Origin of the sequence: Clostridium sp. OM05-5BH, from assembly GCF_003481505.1 — a bacterium.
GTDB lineage: Bacteria > Bacillota > Clostridia > Lachnospirales > Lachnospiraceae > Otoolea > Otoolea fessa.
Map to the genome: position 1 here is coordinate 275810 of NZ_QULJ01000004.1, position 19756 is coordinate 295565.

Below are 19756 nucleotides of genomic sequence, written 5' to 3' on the forward strand. Positions count from 1 at the left end.
GTGCCACCGAAATGGAGCGCTTAAAAAGTCGTTAAAGGAGGTGCCAGAATGAAATCAGCTTACTGTATCGCCATTACGGCGTGCCTGACTGTCATCTGGCTGTATGAGGAAAAGAAAAAGCGGGGGATGGCGGGAAGGCTTTGCTGGAAAGCAGCGGCCGGGTATCTGATTACGCGCTTTGTATTCTTTGCCATTTCTAATCAGGAGGTTCATGGCTTCCTGATTAGAAATGGCAATGGATCTGGTGACAGCCGGACTTTTATATATTTTGTCCGGGAAAAACGGAAGCCGGGAATCAGTGTGGGAATGCCTGTATCTTTATATCTGGAATCCGATCCCGGTATTATCTGTTCTTTCACAGGGAAAAAAGCGGATGCTTTTTATCTGGCTGGCGGTATTGATTCTTTTCATGGGCAGTTCGTGGATAGAGCACTTCAGAGCGCGCCTTGGAATAGAAAGATTCAAAAAAATTGGAATTCTTCTCACGGTTGCGGGAACTGGCATACTCTGGGCGCGGGATATCACCGGAGAGCGTTTCGGACAGTGCAGTCCGGGAGATGAATTTTATCCGCTGATGCTGATGTTTTTTGCGGTACTGGGTGTGGGAACCTGTGTATATGGAATTGCTTCTTATGTTGGAATAATACATGAAAAATGTCAGATTCCTGAATCGAGAGTCGAGCTGGATGAAGCAAAAGCGGCACGTTGCGCATCAAAACGAATGACGGGGAGTGAAAAAACAGATGCCGGGAAGAGCTTGGGAATAAAATCCTGTGAAAAGAACACAGAGTCGGAAAAGACCGGCGCGCCCTGGTCCGGCCGTGACTGGTGTATGGCAGCAGGATTGACAGTTCTTTTTGTTGTGATGGCATTTGTGAATCTTGGAAGCATGAAGGCGCCGCAGACTGCGTATGAATTTGAAAAAAATGATAGCCACGGAAATGAGATGGTGCTTCGGTTTGATGGAAGTGTGACTATCTCAGAAGCGCAGGTTTATCTGGGTGGAAAGGAGAAGAGACATTTTGTATGCTCGGTTCCGAATGCCGAGGGAGATGGCTGGGATGCCATCGGGGAAGAGACAGAATTGTTATCCGTATACTGCTGGAATCCAGTGGAAATTCATTACCGCACTTACGAACTAGGGATCGTGTCGATGGATGAGAGTGCAGAGGTTCTGGAAATCGTTCTTCTGGATCCGGATGGAAATCCGATCCTTCCATCCAATGCAGATGATTATCCAGAGGCATTTGATGAGCAGGAATTGTTTCCGGCGGATACAACCTATGAATACCAAAGTATGTTTGATGAGGTTTACCATGCCAGAACGGCAAATGAGATAGTAGAAGGGCGTACAATTTATGAGACAACGCACCCACCGCTTGGAAAATGGTGGATGAGTCTGGGAATCCGCGTATTTGGAATGACGCCGTTTGGATGGCGGTGTGTATGCGCTCTGTTTGGCATCCTGATGGTGCCGGTCAGCTATGCGTTTATGCGGAAAATCAGCCGGAGTACATGGATTGCCTCATTTGCAGCACTGTTGATAGTCTTTGATTTCATGCACTTTACATTGTCAAGAATCGGAACCATTGATGTGATAGTGGGATTTTTTATCCTGCTTACCTTTTATCTGATGTATCTGGTGCTGGATGACCTGAAAATGGGATGCAGCTGGAAAACGGTGTGTCTGATGATTTTAAATGGCATGGCAGCTGGAGCGGCGATGGCATCGAAGTGGACAGGGGTATATGCCTGCGCGGGGATTGCAGTCCTCTTTTTTACATTTTTGTTCCAGGAATATGGGACAGCTGCGGCACGGACCAGAAAGGGAATGTCTGGACAGGCGGCGATAAGTTACCTGGCGGGGCTGTCTGTCATCTGTATCGCTGCATACATTTTGATTCCGGCAGTGATTTACGTTGCATCCTATCTTTCTTATGGAAATGGTATGGGAAATGGAAATGTTTTCCAGACTATGTGGGAAAATCAGCAGCTTATGCTTCATTACCATGAGAAAACGGTGTTTGAACATCCATATGCCTCTGAATGGTATGAGTGGGCCTGGATTAGACGACCGCTTCTGGATGCATACACGTCGCTTAAGTCTGGTAAAATCAGTGTGGTTTCAACTTTTGGAAACCCGGTAATCTGGTGGTCGGCAATTCCGGCGCTATTTTATACTATATACCTGTGGCAGATTCGACAGGATAAAATAGCGGGATATCTGTGCATTTCCTATGCTTCTATGCTGTTTCCGTGGTTATTTATCCACAGAACCGTGTTTATCTATCAGTATTTTGCGTGCAGTATGATACAGATTTTAATGCTGGGAAATTGTCTGCATTTTTTCTGGGAAAGAGATCCGAAACGAACCAGGAAAGCAGCGCTGCTGTATCTTGCAGCAGTGATCGGCGCGTTCCTTCTTTTCTATCCGGTGCTGTCTGGATATCCGGTAAAACAGGAATTTGCCGAGCAGTGGCTGGAATGGCTGGAAGGTTGGGTGTTGTCATGAAAGAAAAAAAGAGAGACTGGGCGATCAGCGCTGGCTTTCTGGGGGTGCTTTTGACGGCTTATGTGATAAATTATAGATTTGGTTTTCTGGAAATTCTTGATTTTCATATCGAGAAAGTAAAGAAAGCATACCCAGCTTATTTTGGCACCTATGACCGGATGGGTGAATTGACTGCATGGTTGAATAAAATCGAAAATCTGTTCTGTATCGGACGGAATGGACAGCATCGCTACAATAACATGGATCATTCGATGATGACAGCATTTTGTGCAGTGGATCTCCTTCTGGCGGGAAGTACGGATAAGGAGCATATCTGGAGTGTGAATACAGAAAAAGCGTATCATGAGACAAAATAAACTGCCTGAAAACCACAGCCTTCAGTTCAAAAAAGCCCTGCCTGTGAGCCGCATCATCTTTACAGACTTTTTTCTATTTGTTATAGTAAAAATGGAGAGGCACCTGCGGGAGGAATGCAGATGTCAGAGAAACATAGAAATGCACAAAAATCAATGCCGCAAAGCAGAAAGCTGTTTAAATATCAAAAACGGAAGATTCGACGCTATCTGAAAGGCATCCGCTGGCGGAGGAAGCGGAGGCAGAGGTATTTTCTCTATGGACTTGCACTGGCTGTATCCATGTACCTGGCGAGCATATGGAAGATACGGGAACGGATCTGGTCGATCCGGGAGATGAATGTGATCGAGTATGAGCTGCCGGAGTGGGAAAGAGCAGAGAATGGGGCGGAGGAAGCGCCTGCAGACTGGCAGGAGAAGAGAACAGTTGAACGGGAAAATGCCGGGGAAACATACGGAGCGACAGAAAAAACGGGAACTTCCACGAAAATCCGTCTGCATCTGAAGACCGGAGAGCTGGAAATCGTGCACGAACGGGTGGAATCAGAAGGAGAGTGATTGTTTGCGGCAGGAAAAACGTTTGGCCGGGCATGAATGATGAATGGAAGAGCAGGAACGGTTACTGTGGCAAATTCCGTTATTGGGAATGTATGCGTGAACAGTAACCAAGAACGAAAGAGCTGCAGCCGGAACAGCGAAAAGTGATTGATTTTGAAAAGTGCCTGTATTATAATTTGCAGGTAGGATATTGAGAAAATGTGTCGGTGACGCCTTCAAATGGCTGCGAAAGAGACTATTTTCCATACCCTGAAAAAAGAAAGCGAGGTAAATTAGCCATGTACGACAGATATGTAAGCCCTCTTTCCGAGCGCTATGCAAGTAAGGAGATGCAGTATATTTTCTCCCCGGACAAGAAATTCCGCACCTGGAGAAGACTCTGGATTGCGCTGGCAGAGACGGAGAAGGAGCTTGGCCTTCCGATCACGCAGGAGCAGATCGATGAATTGAAAGCACATAAGGATGAAATCAATTTTGATGTTGCTAAAGAGCGTGAGAAACTGGTGCGCCACGATGTTATGTCCCATGTGTATGCGTACGGCGTACAGTGCCCGACAGCAAAAGGAATCATCCATCTGGGTGCAACTTCCTGCTACGTAGGAGACAACACCGATATCATCATTATGACAGAAGCCCTGAAGCTGGTACGTAAGAAACTGATCAGTGTTCTGGATGAGCTGGCTAAATTTGCTGATAAATATAAAGCACAGCCGACCCTGGCATTTACCCATTTCCAGCCGGCACAGCCGACCACCGTCGGCAAGCGTGCAACTCTGTGGATGATGGAGCTCAAGCAGGATCTGGATGATCTGGATTATGTGCTTGGATCCTTACGTCTCCTTGGCTCCAAGGGAACAACTGGTACACAGGCAAGCTTCCTGGAGCTCTTTGATGGGGATCATGCAAAGTGCCGCAAGGTAGATCAGATGATCGCGGAGAAGATGGGCTTTGATGGCTGCTATCCGGTATCCGGACAGACCTATTCCCGTAAGCAGGATACACGTGTATTAAATGTTCTTGCCGGTATTGCACAGAGTGCCCATAAATTCTCCAACGATATCCGTCTTCTTCAGCATCTGAAAGAAGTAGAAGAGCCTTTCGAGAAGAATCAGATCGGTTCCTCCGCTATGGCATATAAGAGAAATCCTATGAGAAGCGAGCGTATGGCTTCCCTGGCTAACTACGTGATGGCAGACGTGATGAACCCGATGCTGGTTGCATCTACCCAGTGGTTTGAGCGTACATTGGATGATTCTGCGAACAAGCGTCTGAGTGTTCCGGAAGGCTTCCTTGCAATTGATGGTATTCTGGATCTGTACCTGAATGTCGTTGACGGTCTGGTTGTATATCCGAAGGTTATCGAGAAACACATGATGGCAGAGCTTCCGTTCATGGCAACCGAGAATATCATGATGGATGCAGTAAAGGCAGGCGGTGACCGTCAGGAACTGCATGAGAAGATCCGTACTCTGTCGATGGAAGCTGGAAAGAATGTGAAAGAGAAAGGTCTGGATAACAACCTTCTCGAGCTGATTGCAGCGGATCCGGCGTTCAATCTGTCCTTAGATGACCTGAAAGCAGCGATGAAACCGGAGCGCTACACCGGTCGTGCAAAAGAGCAGGTAGATGAGTTCCTGGCGGAGGTAATCCAGCCGATTCTGGATGCAAATAAAGAAGATCTGGGCGTGAAAGCAGAGATTAATGTCTAAACAGGATTTACATGGAAGTGTGAATCTGGAGTATTACCGGGTATTTTGCAGCGTGTGCGAATGCGGCGGCATCACGGCGGCCGCAGAGGCACTCTGCATTTCCCAGCCGGCGGTCAGCCAGGCGGTCCGACAACTGGAGACCGCGCTTGGCTGCCGCCTTTTTTTGCGGACATCGCGCGGCGTGAAGCTGACGAGCGAGGGAGAATTGCTTCTGTCGTATGTCAGACGGGGAATTGATGCGATACAGGACGGGGAGACGATGCTGCGGCGCATGAAGGACCTGGAAACGGGCGAGATCCGCATTGGCGCGAGCGATATGACACTTCAGTTTTATCTGCTTCCATATCTGGAACAATTTCATGAGCAGTATCCGAATATCAAGGTGACGGTTTCAAACGGCCCGACGCCCGAGACCCTTGAAGCACTCTATCAGGGACACATTGATTTCGGTATTGTCAGCACACCTTTTGAAACCAAGCAGGCGGTAAAGAGTCTTCCGGTTCAGGAGATCCGCAATGTGTTTATAGCCGGACCCAAATACGCAGCCCAGTTAAAGGGCAGAAAACTTTCATATAAAGAGCTGTTGAACTGCCCCTGCATCTTCCTGGAGCGCAATACCAGTACGCGCCGCTTTATGGATGAGTTTCTGGCAAAGCGCGGGGTTCGGCTGGAGCCGGAGTTTGAACTGGCCACCAGTGAGATGATTGTCCAGTTTGTTAAGCGGAATCTGGGAATCGGCTGTCTGATGTCGGATTTTGCATCGGAGGCTCTTGGAAATGGGGATGTTTTTGCGTTGGAATTTGATGAAGAGATGCCACCCCGTGAGTTTTGTCTGGTGGCAGCTGAAAAAGCCTGGATGTCCCCAGCGGCTGCGAAGCTTTTTAATCAGCTGGCGAAGGTAACCACATGAGAAAAATAGGAGCTGCAAAGTAGAGGTTTTTCAAATCACATTGTCTGGCATATGTGTGAGCATCAATAGTATAAGTGTTAATTATGTAGCTTATAAATAATATTGATTTTACTTATATAGAAAAGTTGTGTATGATTATACAGTAAGAGGGCATGATCGTTTTTCGATCATGCCGAAAAGTATTTATATTCTTCTGAGGGAGGAAAATTCATGGTACGAGCAATAGTAGGAGCTAACTGGGGAGACGAAGGCAAGGGTAAGATTACCGATATGCTTGCTAAGGAATCCGACATCATTATCCGTTTTCAGGGAGGAAGCAACGCAGGTCATACGATTATCAACAATTATGGCCGTTTCGCACTTCACCTTCTGCCGTCCGGTGTATTTTACGGACACACAACCAGCATCATCGGCAATGGTGTGGCATTAAACATCCCGTTTCTGGTAAAAGAGCTGGAAAGCCTGGTATCTCAGGGGGTTCCGATGCCGCATATTCTGGTATCGGATCGCGCACAGATCCTGATGCCGTACCATGTTCTGTTTGATACGTATGAGGAAGAGCGTCTGGGCGGCAAGTCCTTCGGTTCTACCAAGTCCGGCATCGCGCCGTTCTACTCTGACAAATACGCGAAGATCGGTTTTCAGGTCAGCGAACTGTTCGAGGACGAGGCAGCTCTGAAAGATAAAGTACAGCGTGTCTGCGAGACAAAGAATGTCCTGTTAGAGCATCTGTACCACAAACCGCTGCTGAACCCGGATGAGGTTCTGGCAGAGCTGATGGAATACAAGAAGATGGTAGAGCCGTATGTATGTGATGTATCTGCATATCTGCATGACGCGATCAAAGAGGGCAAAAACATCCTTCTTGAGGGTCAGTTAGGTTCCCTGAAAGACCCGGATCACGGTATTTACCCGATGGTTACTTCTTCTTCGACTCTGGCAGCTTACGGCGCTATCGGCGCAGGTATCCCGCCGTATGAGATCAAAGAGATCACAACCGTTGTAAAGGCATACTCCAGTGCAGTCGGCGCAGGCGCATTTGTCAGCGAGATCTTTGGTGATGAGGCAGACGAACTCCGCCGCCGCGGTGGTGATAAGGGCGAGTTCGGCGCAACCACCGGACGTCCGAGACGTGTAGGCTGGTTCGACGCAGTAGCAAGCCGTTACGGCTGCCGCATCCAGGGTGCGACCGAAGTGGCTCTGACCGTTCTGGATGTTCTGGGATATCTGGACGAGATCCCGATCTGCGTTGGCTACGAGATCGACGGCGAAGTTGTCAAAGACTTCCCGGTAACCTACAAGCTGGAGAAAGCAAAACCGGTTCTGAAGACACTTCCGGGCTGGAAATGTGATATCCGCGGAATCAAGAAATACGAAGATCTCCCGGCAGAGTGCCGCAACTACATCGAGACGATCGAGGCAGAGCTTGGCGTACCGGTAACCATGGTATCCAATGGTCCGGGACGTGATGAGATCATTATGAGAAAGTAACTTTATAGAATCAATTTCAGCGGCGGTCCTGCATGATGAGTGCAGGCCGCCGCTATTTTTGTGTAATAGGAAATTCCTTGGAATTCTCCATTACACAAAAAGGCACATTCTTTTTCAAGTTTATTCTGAAATCAGCCAGTCAATTAAATTTTTAGATTTTATGCCATCATAGGAAGAGTCCATTCCGGGATTCAAGGAAAGGACGATTTTTTCGTAATTGTCATTGATTTTTTGAAGAGGGAATAATTCAGGATAAGGTATGATTTGGTGTGAAGAAAGTTGGAGGGATGCCTTGGATAGAGTCTGTGAGAACCGTGTTTTTTATGGTATGATAGATAAAAAGAAATCGTTTTATAAATGAAAAGTGAGACAAACGGGAATCGCCAGAGAATGAGAAATGGAAACATATAGAGATTTACTATCGCAAATTCATACAAACTGTAAAAACATACCATTTCATAAGAAATTATCAGCCTACAACATTTTTGATGTATTAGAGATACAGAGCCGTGAAGTGATCATGTGCCGTTTTTTGACCGATCTGCTGAACCCGGAGGGAATGCATGGCTGCGGAATCCGGTTTCTGAAATCGTTTATCCGAGATGTGTTGAAAATGGATCCGGTAAGCGATACATTGCTATTGCATACGGAGGTAGTCAAAGAGTACCCGATTGATAAAGAGAGAAGAATTGATATTTTCATACGGAATGCGGAGTATCAGATTCCGATCGAGGTAAAAATCTATGCGGGGGAACAGGAAGGACAGTGTTCGGATTACTTTGAGATGGCACAAAATTCCCGATTGATATATCTAACCCGTTTTGGAACGCCGCCATCTGAGTACAGCCGGAAGAAGAAAGGCGGAGGAAATTTATTACCATTAGGGCAAATCCAGTGTATTTTATGGGCAGAAGATATCTATCGGTGGCTGGAAGGTGAATTGCAAAATTTAAAAGAGCCATTTCGGGCAGTGATGGAGCAATATTTGGATGCGGTACATAGCATAGCGGATGAAAGAGAGAAGAAAGTGGCAGATAAAGTGATTGAGGCATTGTACGAATCGCCGGAAAAATTTCTTGCCGGAATCGAGATTGAAAAATCGATGAAAAAGGCAAAGGTGCGGCTGATTCGCCAGGTGTTTGAAGAATTTCAGCAGCAGATGCAGCCAATTTTAGAAAAATATGGTTTGAAATTAGAAAAGGATAGTGGATATTATTCCTATCAGGATTTACAGCATGATAAATTTTATGATTGTTACAGCACCTATCCTGGATTGAATTATGTGGTAAAAAAGGCAAAATTTCAAAAAGCGGGTCTGGAACTCTGGTTTCGAATTGAAGTAGAGCACAATTTGTTTGCGGGATTCTGCCTGTTTGATAAAGAAGCCAGCTCCAAGGATGGCTTTTCGAAAGGCTATCAGGTAGATGATATAACCGACGGGCTTAAGCAGGAGGCATCCAGATATCTCAAAAAGGAAATAATTCTGCCGGAGGACTGGTGGTTTGCCTGGTGTTATCCGAACGGAAAACGCCACTGCGAAGAGGCAGAAGTGCCGGATTTTAAGCAGATGAATCCGTGTGCGGTTTCACTTGTGGATGAAACGGCGCGGAGGGAGTATGTGAAGCGGGCGTTGGCGGTGTTCGAGAGAGAGCTTTTGGGGTGGCTTTTGTAAAAGGATAATTTGTGATACAATAAAGATGTATAAATTGATTTTTACAGAACAGTTAAAAAATAAAAGATAAGGGTGGTAAAACAGCATGGTTACAGGAGCGGTTAAAAATAAGATAGATAAGATATGGACGGATATCTGGGCTGGCGGAATCACGAATCCGATCACGGTAATAGAACAGCTTACTTACCTTATGTTTATTCGGTCTCTTGATGAGAAAGAAATGGAAAATGAAGCCTTTGAAGTAGAAGGCGGCATTCAGATGGATAAAATATTTCCAGCATCGGAGGCAGGGCAGTCGATGCGCTGGAGCAAGTTTAAAAATGATGATCCGCGTGACATCTATGCAATCATGTCACAGCGTATTTTTCCGGCGATTAAGGCGATGAAAAATGGAAGACTTCCGGATTTTAATGAACAGGGAGAGATGGTAGAGGTTTCCGGAGAAGCCAATGCAGAGGCACAGGAAAGTACCGCATTTGCCCGCTATATGGAAGATGCTATGTTTTTAATTCCAACTCCTCAGATTTTGCAAAAGATTATCACGGGATTGGATGATCTGTATGAACACGATATTGCAGACTTAGATATGCAGGGAGATCTGTACGAGTATATGTTGGGAAAATTGGCAACGGCCGGGCAGAACGGACAGTTCCGAACACCAAAACATATTCGTGAAATGATGGTGGAACTTTTACAGCCAACCCCAGATGACACGATCTGCGATCCAGCTTGCGGCACGGCAGGATTTCTTGTCAGTGCGGCAGAATATATTCGCAAGCATTATGAAGAGGACATGACGGCAGAGCAGTGGGAGCACTTTTCAGGAGAAGCATTTTCAGGATTTGATACAGACCGAACCATGCTGCGTATTTCTGCCATGAACTTAATGCTGCATTCCATCAGCAATCCAGATATTGATTATAAAGACAGTGTTTCCAAGCAAAATGAAATCAGTGACAGATATACGATCTGTCTTGCCAATCCGCCGTTTAAAGGAACGGTAGACGCGGAAAGTATCAATGATAATCTGAAAGCAGTTACAAACACTAAGAAAACGGAACTTTTGTTCCTGGCGCTTTTCCTACGTATGCTAAAAAAAGGCGGTCAGTGTGCTTGTATCGTTCCAGACGGAGTGTTGTTTGGTTCTTCAAAGGCGCATAAATCTATTCGACAGGAACTAGTGGAGAATCATCAGCTTCGGGCAGTGATTTCCATGCCATCTGGTGTGTTTAAACCTTATGCGGGAGTTTCAACGGCTGTTCTGGTATTTACCAAAACAGGAGCAGGTGGTACCGACAAAGTCTGGTTTTATGATATGAAAGCTGATGGATTCAGCCTGGATGATAAACGTTCAGAGATCAGTGAAAATGATATTTCGGATATCATCGAGAGATTCCATCATCTGGAGCAGGAGGAAGGACGGGAAAGAACGGAGCAGAGCTTTTTCGTGCCAAAACAGGAGATCGTAGAGAATGATTACGATCTTTCCATCAATAAATACAAAAAAACAGAATATGTGGCAATAGAATACCCGCCGACCTCCGAGATCATGGCAAATATCCGAGAGCTGGAAAAGGAGATCAGCCGGGAGATGGATGAACTGGAGAAGCTGTTGCAGGCAGAAAAGTAGGAAAAAGAGAAGGGATGAAGACTCGATCAATTCGGGTTTGCAGGGATGACAGATGAAACTAAATGAAGTTTGCATAGGAATAACAGATGGAAGTCATAATCCACCAGCAGGTATAAAAAAAAGTGAATATCCGATGCTGAGTTCGAAAAACATCTTTGATGATGTACTTACATTTGATGAACCGAGGTATTTGTCTGAAACTGAGTATGAGAAAGAAAATAAAAGAACGTGTGTCAACGCAGGAGATGTATTACTTACAATTGTTGGTACAGTGGGAAGAGCGTTGGTTGTTCCTGAGGGTGCAGATAATATCACACTTCAGCGTAGTGTGGCTGTTTTACATCCTAATTACGAAAAGTGTCGAAGCAGATATCTTATGTATTTGCTTCAGTCGAAGCGTTCTTATTTTGAAAATAAAGCAAGAGGCGTTGCGCAAAAAGGCATTTATTTAAAGCAATTATCAGATGTAGATGTTAATATATGTGGCTTGGACGAACAGGATGAAATAATAAAGTTACTTGATAAAACTAGAAATATAATTACAGTGAGACGTAAACAGTTAGAGCAATTAGATTTATTAGTCAAAGCCCGATTTGTCGAGATGTTTGGGGATAGATATGTCAATGATAAGAAATGGAATACTACGAAGTTAGGTGAAGGTATTTCTTTTAATAATGGTAAAGCTCATGAACAAGTGGTTGATGAGAATGGCGATTATATTTTGGTTACTTCAAGAGCCATTGCTTCTGATTTTGAGGATGTGAGAAGAACAAATACTTTACTCTTTCCATTACATAAGAATGATATTGTTATGGTGATGAGTGATGTGCCTAATGGAAAAGCTTTAGCTAAGTGTCAACTCATTGATTCAGATGATAAGTATACGCTGAATCAGCGTATTTGTAGCTTTGATAACTATGAATACAATGCAATATTTCTTTTGTACCTTTTAAATAGACATCCATATTTCTTAGCTTTTAATGATGGGAATGGTCAGACTAACCTTAGAAAGAACGATATTTTGGAGTGTGAATTAATTGTTCCACCAATAGAACTTCAAAACCAGTTCGCTGACTTTGTCCGCCAAGTCGACAAATCAAAAGCTGTAGTTCAAAAATCACTGGAAGAGACACAATTACTATTTGATTCACTTATGCAGAAGTATTTTGGCTGATAGATATAGGACAACTCTGGAAAGGAGGCAATGATAGTGGGAAGATTTGTTAATCCTGATAATAGCGCATTTCAAGTTGCCTTGAACTCTAAAATTTATGTAGATAAAACAGGCTTGCTTGAATATACCAATAGTGTTTTAAATACTACCAGTGCATATATCTGCAATAGCCGCCCTAGAAGATTTGGTAAATCGTATGCGGCAAATATGCTTGCGGCTTATTATAGTAAAGGCGCCAGTTCTGAGAATATGTTTTCGAACCTGAATATTGGAAAAAGCGCAGATTTCAGGACGCATCTCAATCAATATGATGTAGTTCATATTGATATACAATGGTTTTTATCAAATTGTGAAAATGCGGATAACGTGGTGGCATTGATAAAAAAAAGCGTGTTGGATGAACTTCGGGAAATTTATCCGGATATTTTGAATACAGAAATTATATCTCTGTCGGATGCGCTTTCCAGAGTGACCGAACAAACGGGGCAGAAGTTTGTACTTATTATTGATGAATGGGATGTTTTAATTCGCGATGAAGCTGCAAATGAAAAAATTCAGAATGAGTATATTAATTTTCTGAGGAGTATATTTAAAGGAACAGAACCAACAAGATGTATTCAGCTTGCATACCTGACAGGGATTTTACCTATTAAGAAAGAAAAAACACAGTCTGCCTTAAATAATCTGGAAGAGTTTACGATGCTTTACCCGGATGAATTAGCACCATTTATTGGCTTTACGGAGGAGGAAGTAAAAGAACTCTGCCAGAGATATAACCGTGATTTTGAAAAGGTAAAAAAATGGTATGATGGCTATCTGCTGAATGATTATCAGGTTTATAATCCGAAAGCAGTTGTAAGTGTTATGACAAAGGGAAAATTCAGAAGCTACTGGTCGGAAACGGGGTCTTATGAAGTGGTGGTTCCGCTAATTGGCATGAATTTTGATGGATTGAAGACAGCAATTATCGAAATGCTTTCGGGATTAGAGGTTGAGGTCAATACAGGAACTTTTAAAAATGATCCGGCTAACATTCAAAATAAAGACGATGTGCTTACGTATCTGATTCATCTTGGTTATTTAGGATACAATGAGGCAACAGGCGCTGCTTTTATACCCAATGAAGAAATACGGCAGGAAATGATTACAGCGGTAAGAAGCAGTAAGTGGAATGAAATGATTTCATTTCAGCAGGAATCCAAAGAATTGTTAAGTGCAACCATATCAATGGATGAGAATGCAGTTGCTGAAAGAATAGGAAAGATTCATTCAGAGTATGCTTCGGCTATACAGTATAATGATGAAAATTCTCTAAGCAGCACGATTGCGATTGCTTACTTGGCAGCGATGCAATATTATTATAAGCCGATCCGGGAACTGCCAACCGGACTTGGATTTGCCGATTTTGTATTTATCCCAAAACCAGAGTTTAAAGGGAGTTATCCGGCTTTGCTGGTTGAATTGAAGTGGAATAAAAAGGCGGAAACGGCAATTCAGCAGATAAAAGAAAAAAAGTATTCAGATTCGATTCTGAACTATACGGGTGATATCTTGCTGGTTGGAATTAATTACGATAAGGTAAATAAAAAGCATCAGTGTAAGATAGAACGCCATAAGAACAATTAAAAGGATCCATATCCGAAAATAATATATGAGAGCAAATGATTGCATAAGCAGGAGAAGGATGTTGGTACTGAAAGGATGAGGTACCAACATGGAAGAGAAGATTGTATTGGTTTTAAATGAAATGTCGGAGTATTTATCTATTGCTCAGATGAAGAAGCTGCAGGAAGTGATTCTGAAAACCTTTTCTGAAAATGAAGCTGAAAAAGCAGATATTTCGAATGAGGATTTTTTAGCGATGTTTCTTTCAGCGAAGAAAATCGAAGGATGTTCAGAACGGACTATAAGGTATTATGAGGCAACGGTACAGCATTTATTATCAAAAATAAAAACCAGTGTCCGAAGAATTACAACGGAAGAAATAAGAGAATATCTATCTGACTATCAGCAGTGGAATCATTGTTCGAATGTAACCATCGACAACGTTCGCCGGAATATTTCCAGTTTCTTTTCTTGGTTGGAAGAGGAAGATTATATCCTGAAAAGTCCGATGCGGCGCATTCATAAAATAAAGACTAAGACAATTGTAAAAAGTGTGATTTCAGATGAAGGGATCGAGCATCTTAGGGATCACTGTGGAGTGAAACGGGATCTGGCGATTATTGATTTGCTTTATTCCACTGGAATGCGAGTGGGAGAATTGGTAAATCTAAATATAGAGGATGTGGATCTGGAAGGCAGAGAATGCGTTGTTTACGGCAAAGGAAACAAAGAGCGCAGGGTGTACTTCGATGCGAAAGCCAAGGTCCATCTAAAAGACTATATCAAGAGCCGGAAAGATGAAAACAAGGCCTTGTTTGTTACCTTAGATGCTCCCTTTGACAGATTAAAAATCAGCGGAGTGGAGATAAGGTTGCGCCAGTTAGGCCGAAGATTAGGCCTGGAGCGGATTCATCCTCATAAATTCAGACGGAGTATGGCAACCAGGGCAATAGATAAAGGAATGCCCATCGAACAGGTGCAGAAAATACTAGGTCATTCGCAGATCGACACGACCATGCAATATGCAATGGTAAATCAGAACAATGTAAAGACATCTCATCAGAAATATATGTCCTAGCTTGGTTGTCAATTCGGGTTTGCAGGGCTCTGCGAGTAGCACGTAAGGGATGATGAAGATGAGATTAGAAAAACTATGTACAGTTTTTACCGATGGTGATTGGATAGAAAGCAAAGATCAATCCATTTCGGGAATTAGATTGATTCAAACTGGAAATATTGGTGATGGAATATATTTAGAAAAAGAAGAAAGAGCTAAGTATATATCTGAGGATACATTTGAAAGGCTAAAATGTACGGAAGTGTTTTCTGGTGATGTTTTAGTGTCAAGATTGCCAGAACCAGTAGGAAGAGCATGTATTATTCCTGAAAAAAATGAGCGGATGATAACAGCAGTTGATTGTTCAATATGTAGACCTAATGAAGATATTATAAGCAAGGAATATCTATGTTATTTTATGAGGTCAAGAGCGTATTTTACAAAATTATTAGGAAACGTCACTGGAACGACTAGAAAGAGAATATCTAGAAAAAATTTAGGAAATATTGAATTGGATGTTCATTCAAAAGAAGAACAAAATGAAGTTGTAAAACGATTGAATTGTTTAGTTAAAGTGATTAATTTAAGAAACAAAGAAATTCAATTGTTAGATCAATTCATTAGAGCCCGATTTGTCGAGCTGTTTGGGGATCCAGTTACAAATCCTAAGAATTTGCCAGTTGTCATATTGAGAGAATTAAGCAGACTCATTACAAAAGGAGCCTCCCCAAGTTGGCAAGGGTTTTCGTATACAGAAGATAGTTCTCAAACCTTATTTATTACCAGCGAGAATGTAAGAGAAGGATATATTGATTTATCATCACCGAAATATGTTGAAGATGGATTTAACGAGAAACAAAATAGATCAATGATTCATAAAGGTGATTTTTTGATTAATATTGTTGGAGCTTCAATTGGTAGAGCTGCCCAATTTGAATTAGATTGTAAGGCAAATATGAACCAAGCAGCAGCATTAGTTAGAATGGATGATAATAGAATAAGAGATAAATATTTACTAGTATATTTAAATTCTGAAAGAGCTCAGCAAATGTATAACTCTATGAAATCTGATACGGGGAGAGCGAATCTTAGCTTGCAGGATATAGCAGATTTGTCGATTTTATTGCCAGAGGTAAACGAGCAAATTGAATTTGAAACATTTGTCCGCCAAGTCGACAAATCAAAATTGTCTCCGAAACAGAGCACCACTTTACACTATAAAAGCATATTTACACAAATACAAACATTGCAAATAACAAATATATTCTACCTTGAAACCGAAAGCGAGGCGTTTCACCAAAATGACAAGAGAAGAATTATTTCAATGGGTAAAACAAGAATATGGCACGGAAGCGGAATATCCGTGGAAGGATTCGAACGCAGTGCTGCGTCGGGCGGATAATGATAAATGGTATGGCGTGATTTTGAGTGTTGCAGGGAGTAAGCTGGGGTTGGAGGATGATAATATCATAGATGTTATAAATCTAAAGAGTGATCCGATGCTGATAGGTTCTTTGCGGGGGCAGAAAGGATATTTTCCGGCATACCATATGAACAAGGAGAAGTGGATCAGTGTTTTGCTGGGGGATGCGGGGCTGGATGAGCCGATTAAAAATTTACTTGCGTTAAGCTATGAGCTGACAGCGCCAAAGAAAAAGAAGAATACTTCCAAATAGGGGGGATCTTATGTCAAACTTTGAATTTTTAAAGAATACAAAAGAATATGCATTATTTGCGCCAGCGGTGATGGAAGCGGAACGGGTATATGCATCCGCCCCTGCAATGTGCGCGGTAGGATGCAGAAAGGCATTGGAATTGGCGGTAAAATGGGTCTATTCTGCGGATAATACGATGCAAATGCCGTACAAGGACAATTTGCAGTCCCTGATTCATGAGCCGAGTTTCCGTTTCTCGGTTGATTATAATACATGGGGGAAGCTGCCGTTTATTGTGAAGCTGGGTAATCTGGCGGTACATACGGAGAAGAATGTGCAGAAAAGCGATGCGCTTCTTTCACTGCGCGGCTTGTTCGAGTTTATTGAATGGGTGGATTACTGTTATGGGACAAATTATGAAGAACGTAAGTTTGACGAAAGCCAGATCCCGACGGAAAAGGTAGTGGTTGATATTAAGAAGATCAAGGAACAGGAAAGTCTACTGGGAGAAAAAGACGCGGAGATCGAGGCACTCCGTAAGAAGATTGAGGAGATGTCCGCCCAATATACGGCGGAGAAGGAGCAGCATAAAGAAGTGCGCAGTTTCAAATCAGAGGATGTGTCTGAATTTAAAACCCGGAAACAATATATTGATATTGATATGAAAGAGATGGGCTGGAAGTTTAAGGGCGCGGAAGCAGATGTTCAGGAAGAGTACCCGGTTGACGGCATGGCGGGTGTGGTCGGACAAAAGGGATATTGTGATTATGTTCTGTTTGGAAAGGATGGCAGCCCTCTGGCGGTGGTGGAAGCGAAGCGTACCAGCAAGGATCCGAACGTTGGCCGGAAACAGGTTATGCTGTATGCGGACTGTTTAGAGCGGAAGTTTGGCCGCAGACCGATGATGTTTACGACGAATGGATTTGAAACGTATTTCTGGGATGACAAGACTTCTCCACAGCGTCCGGTCAGTGGTATTTTCAGTAAAGATGATTTGCAGAAGATGATGAACAGACGTTCGGAACATAAGGATTTAATGCAGATTCCGATTGATGATAAAATCACGGATCGTTATTATCAAAAAGAAGCGATCCGGGCGGTGTGCGAACAGATACAGCGCGGTTATCGGAAACATTTGCTGGTGATGGCAACCGGAACTGGTAAGACAAGAACGGCTTCCAGCTTGACGGATGTTTTGAGTCGTGGAAAATATGTGACGAATGTGCTTTTTTTGGCGGATCGGACTGCCTTGGTAAAACAGGCAAAGGATGATTTTAAGAATTATCTGCCGGATATGTCACTTTGCAATCTGTGTACCAATAAAGATGATCGGAATGCACGTATCGTATTTTCAACCTATCCGACAATGTTAAATGCGATTGATGATACGAAAAATAAGGATGGCATCCGCCTGTTTACACCGGCACATTTTGATTTGATTATTATTGACGAAAGCCACCGCAGTATTTTTAAGAAATACCGGGCGATTTTCGAGTATTTTGATGCAATCATGGTTGGTCTGACGGCTACGCCGAAAACGGATGTGGATCGGAATACGTATGATTTCTTTGAAATGGAACATGGTGTGCCGACGTATGCCTATGATTATGAGACGGCTGTTTATCAGGATCATGTGCTGGTTCCATATTATAATTATGAGGTAAAGACGAAGTTTCTGGATGAAGGAATTACGTATGATGATTTATCCGATAAGGATAAGGAACGGTATGAGGACGATTTTGTGGAAGATGGTCAGATGCCGGAATTTATTCCTTCTGCGGCGATGAATAAGTTTATCTTTAATGAAGTGACGGTAGATATGGTGCTTCAGGATCTGATGGAACGTGGTATTCATGTGGCTGGTGGCGATCGGATTGGAAAGACAATCATCTTTGCACAGAATAAAAAGCATGCGGAGTTTATTCTGGAACGCTTCAACAAGCTATATCCCAATATTTATCCGGAAAAGAAGGGGATATTTGCACAGCGGGTAATTTGTGATGATGCATACGCCCAGACTGTAATTGATGACTTCAAGGTTGAAAATAAGCCTCCTTTTATTGCGGTATCGGTGGATATGATGGATACGGGGATTGATGTGCCGCAATGTGTAAATCTTGTATTTTTTAAGAAGGTACGTTCTAAGGCAAAATTCTGGCAGATGATTGGACGCGGCACACGTTTGTGCAAGGGACTTACCTGCATGGATCCGATAGATGGGGAGTATACAGATAAAAGACGTTTCCTGATTTTTGATTATTGTGGGAATTTTGAATATTTTCGTGAACATATAGAAGGTTTTGTGTCGAAGGAGACGAAATCCTTAAGTGAAAATATTTTTGGAAAACAAATCCGGCTCATTTCTCTGCTGCAGGAAGCTTGCTATGCAGGAGATACTTATGAAGAGTGGCGGAAGGAACTGATATCGGGATGCCATAATCAGGTTGTGGAGTTGGATCCGAAGCTGATTTCTGTAAAACTTAAATTACAATATGTGGAGAAATTTAAACAAGAGACGGCTTTTGACGCGATCAGTGAAGGGGATAAGGGAGAGCTTTTACAGCATATTGCGCCGCTGGTGCATTTGAATGATGAAGATGAGCTGGCTAAACGGTTTGACAATTTTATGTATGGTCTGATGCTGGCTTCTATGGAACAGATGCCGTCTTTTAAGAGAGCGAAAAAGGTGCTTTGTGAGATTGCTGGTTTGCTGTCGCGCAAGATCAGTATTCCTCAGGTAAAAGAAAAACTTGATTTTATACAAGAAATTCAGACGGATGAATTTTGGAAGGTAAATGATGTTCTTCAATTTGAACGCGTCCGGCAGGAATTGCGGGGACTGATGAGTTTTTTGGATCAAGATCAGGGGGGCAGGACGATCACGACTCATTTGACAGATTCCATTATTGATCAGCAGGAGGGTGTCCAGTTAGATGTGGCATATGATTTTGAGGATTATCGGGAAAAGGTTAATCGATATATCGGGGAACATGGAAACACACTGGCGATTCATAAATTAACGCACAATATTAAGCTGACACAGGGAGATTATCAGGAGTTAGAGCGGATTCTCACGACGGAACTTGGCAGTAAGGAAGACTACCAGAGGGAGTTTGGAGATACACCATTTGGTCTGATGGTACGCAAAATTGCTAAACTGGATCATGAGGCGGCGATGCAGGCATTTTCGGAGTTTATTAACGATCAGTCATTGAACCAACGGCAGATCAATTTTGTTCATAAGATTATTAATCATATGGAGCAGAATGGGTATATGGAGAATGTGGCTGTTTTGCAGAAGCCTCCGTTTGATAAGCCAATTAGTTTTTTAAAGCTGTTTGATGTGAGAACGAGAACAGCGCTTATGAAAGCGATTAATGATGTCCGGGAGAATGCGGTTACAGTGGCGGGATGATGAAAAAATGACAGG

At 43.1% G+C, this 19756-nt stretch carries 14 protein-coding genes; all 14 read left to right on the plus strand.

Going from position 1 to position 19756, the window contains the following annotated elements:
- The first annotated feature begins 235 nt into the window (after positions 1-235).
- The gene (locus DXB70_RS07515; protein ID WP_182448434.1) at positions 236-2512 is read left to right on the plus strand and encodes a phospholipid carrier-dependent glycosyltransferase; all 2277 of its coding nucleotides are present in this window, start codon (positions 236-238) and stop codon (positions 2510-2512) included.
- A complete protein-coding gene (locus DXB70_RS07520; protein ID WP_147354049.1) occupies positions 2485-2868 on the plus strand; it encodes a hypothetical protein in 384 nt (127 codons plus the stop codon). Before DXB70_RS07515 ends, DXB70_RS07520 begins: the two co-directional genes overlap by 28 nt.
- Before the next feature lie 120 nt (positions 2869-2988).
- Positions 2989-3423 carry a hypothetical protein gene (locus tag DXB70_RS07525; RefSeq protein ID WP_118673012.1) on the plus strand — a complete coding sequence of 145 codons (435 nt, stop codon included), beginning with the start codon at positions 2989-2991 and terminating at the stop codon, positions 3421-3423.
- Between the two features lie 278 nt (positions 3424-3701).
- Complete coding sequence (purB, locus tag DXB70_RS07530) at positions 3702-5132, plus strand: adenylosuccinate lyase (RefSeq protein WP_107001528.1); 1431 nt, start codon at positions 3702-3704, stop codon at positions 5130-5132.
- Positions 5125-6042, plus strand: coding sequence for a LysR family transcriptional regulator (locus DXB70_RS07535; protein ID WP_118522436.1), 918 nt, complete (start codon positions 5125-5127; stop codon positions 6040-6042). Before purB ends, DXB70_RS07535 begins: the two co-directional genes overlap by 8 nt.
- 210 nt (positions 6043-6252) lie before the next feature.
- The gene (locus DXB70_RS07540) at positions 6253-7533 is read left to right on the plus strand and encodes an adenylosuccinate synthase (protein ID WP_107001526.1); all 1281 of its coding nucleotides are present in this window, start codon (positions 6253-6255) and stop codon (positions 7531-7533) included.
- Between the two features lie 397 nt (positions 7534-7930).
- Entirely contained in the window at positions 7931-9205 is a 1275-nt protein-coding gene (locus DXB70_RS07550) for a PD-(D/E)XK nuclease family protein (protein WP_118673014.1), read from the plus strand.
- Positions 9206-9290: 85 nt separating this feature from the next.
- Positions 9291-10835 carry a class I SAM-dependent DNA methyltransferase gene (locus tag DXB70_RS07555; RefSeq protein WP_118673016.1) on the plus strand — a complete coding sequence of 515 codons (1545 nt, stop codon included), beginning with the start codon at positions 9291-9293 and terminating at the stop codon, positions 10833-10835.
- A 52-nt stretch (positions 10836-10887) separates the two neighbouring features.
- Positions 10888-12009 (plus strand): restriction endonuclease subunit S, encoded by a 1122-nt coding sequence (locus tag DXB70_RS07560; RefSeq protein ID WP_118673018.1) that lies wholly within the window; start codon positions 10888-10890, stop codon positions 12007-12009.
- A gap of 30 nt (positions 12010-12039) precedes the next feature.
- Entirely contained in the window at positions 12040-13635 is a 1596-nt protein-coding gene (locus DXB70_RS07565) for an AAA family ATPase (RefSeq protein WP_347559607.1), read from the plus strand.
- Positions 13636-13723: 88 nt separating this feature from the next.
- The gene (xerA, locus tag DXB70_RS07570; RefSeq protein WP_118673022.1) at positions 13724-14692 is read left to right on the plus strand and encodes a site-specific tyrosine recombinase/integron integrase; all 969 of its coding nucleotides are present in this window, start codon (positions 13724-13726) and stop codon (positions 14690-14692) included.
- A 58-nt stretch (positions 14693-14750) separates the two neighbouring features.
- A complete protein-coding gene (locus DXB70_RS07575) occupies positions 14751-16073 on the plus strand; it encodes a restriction endonuclease subunit S (RefSeq protein ID WP_182448435.1) in 1323 nt (440 codons plus the stop codon).
- Positions 16054-16347 (plus strand): MmcQ/YjbR family DNA-binding protein, encoded by a 294-nt coding sequence (locus DXB70_RS07580; protein WP_243099924.1) that lies wholly within the window; start codon positions 16054-16056, stop codon positions 16345-16347. Before DXB70_RS07575 ends, DXB70_RS07580 begins: the two co-directional genes overlap by 20 nt.
- Positions 16348-16357: 10 nt before the next feature.
- Positions 16358-19741 (plus strand): DEAD/DEAH box helicase family protein, encoded by a 3384-nt coding sequence (locus DXB70_RS07585; protein WP_118673026.1) that lies wholly within the window; start codon positions 16358-16360, stop codon positions 19739-19741.
- Positions 19742-19756: the final 15 nt, after the last annotated feature.

Excerpts from the sequence above, each read along its gene's own strand:
- DXB70_RS07560 (WP_118673018.1), top strand. The coding sequence starts at position 10,888 with ATGAAACTAAATGAAGTTTGCATAGGAATAACAGATGGAAGTCATAAT.
- DXB70_RS07555 (WP_118673016.1), top strand. The coding sequence starts at position 9,291 with ATGGTTACAGGAGCGGTTAAAAATAAGATAGATAAGATATGGACGGAT.
- DXB70_RS07515 (WP_182448434.1), top strand. The coding sequence starts at position 236 with ATGGATCTGGTGACAGCCGGACTTTTATATATTTTGTCCGGGAAAAAC.
- DXB70_RS07575 (WP_182448435.1), top strand. The coding sequence starts at position 14,751 with ATGAGATTAGAAAAACTATGTACAGTTTTTACCGATGGTGATTGGATA.
- DXB70_RS07565 (WP_347559607.1), top strand. The coding sequence starts at position 12,040 with ATGATAGTGGGAAGATTTGTTAATCCTGATAATAGCGCATTTCAAGTT.
- DXB70_RS07585 (WP_118673026.1), top strand. The coding sequence starts at position 16,358 with ATGTCAAACTTTGAATTTTTAAAGAATACAAAAGAATATGCATTATTT.
- DXB70_RS07525 (WP_118673012.1), top strand. The coding sequence starts at position 2,989 with ATGTCAGAGAAACATAGAAATGCACAAAAATCAATGCCGCAAAGCAGA.
- purB (WP_107001528.1), top strand. The coding sequence starts at position 3,702 with ATGTACGACAGATATGTAAGCCCTCTTTCCGAGCGCTATGCAAGTAAG.
- DXB70_RS07520 (WP_147354049.1), top strand. The coding sequence starts at position 2,485 with ATGGCTGGAAGGTTGGGTGTTGTCATGAAAGAAAAAAAGAGAGACTGG.
- DXB70_RS07535 (WP_118522436.1), top strand. The coding sequence starts at position 5,125 with ATGTCTAAACAGGATTTACATGGAAGTGTGAATCTGGAGTATTACCGG.
- DXB70_RS07550 (WP_118673014.1), top strand. The coding sequence starts at position 7,931 with ATGGAAACATATAGAGATTTACTATCGCAAATTCATACAAACTGTAAA.
- xerA (WP_118673022.1), top strand. The coding sequence starts at position 13,724 with ATGGAAGAGAAGATTGTATTGGTTTTAAATGAAATGTCGGAGTATTTA.
- DXB70_RS07540 (WP_107001526.1), top strand. The coding sequence starts at position 6,253 with ATGGTACGAGCAATAGTAGGAGCTAACTGGGGAGACGAAGGCAAGGGT.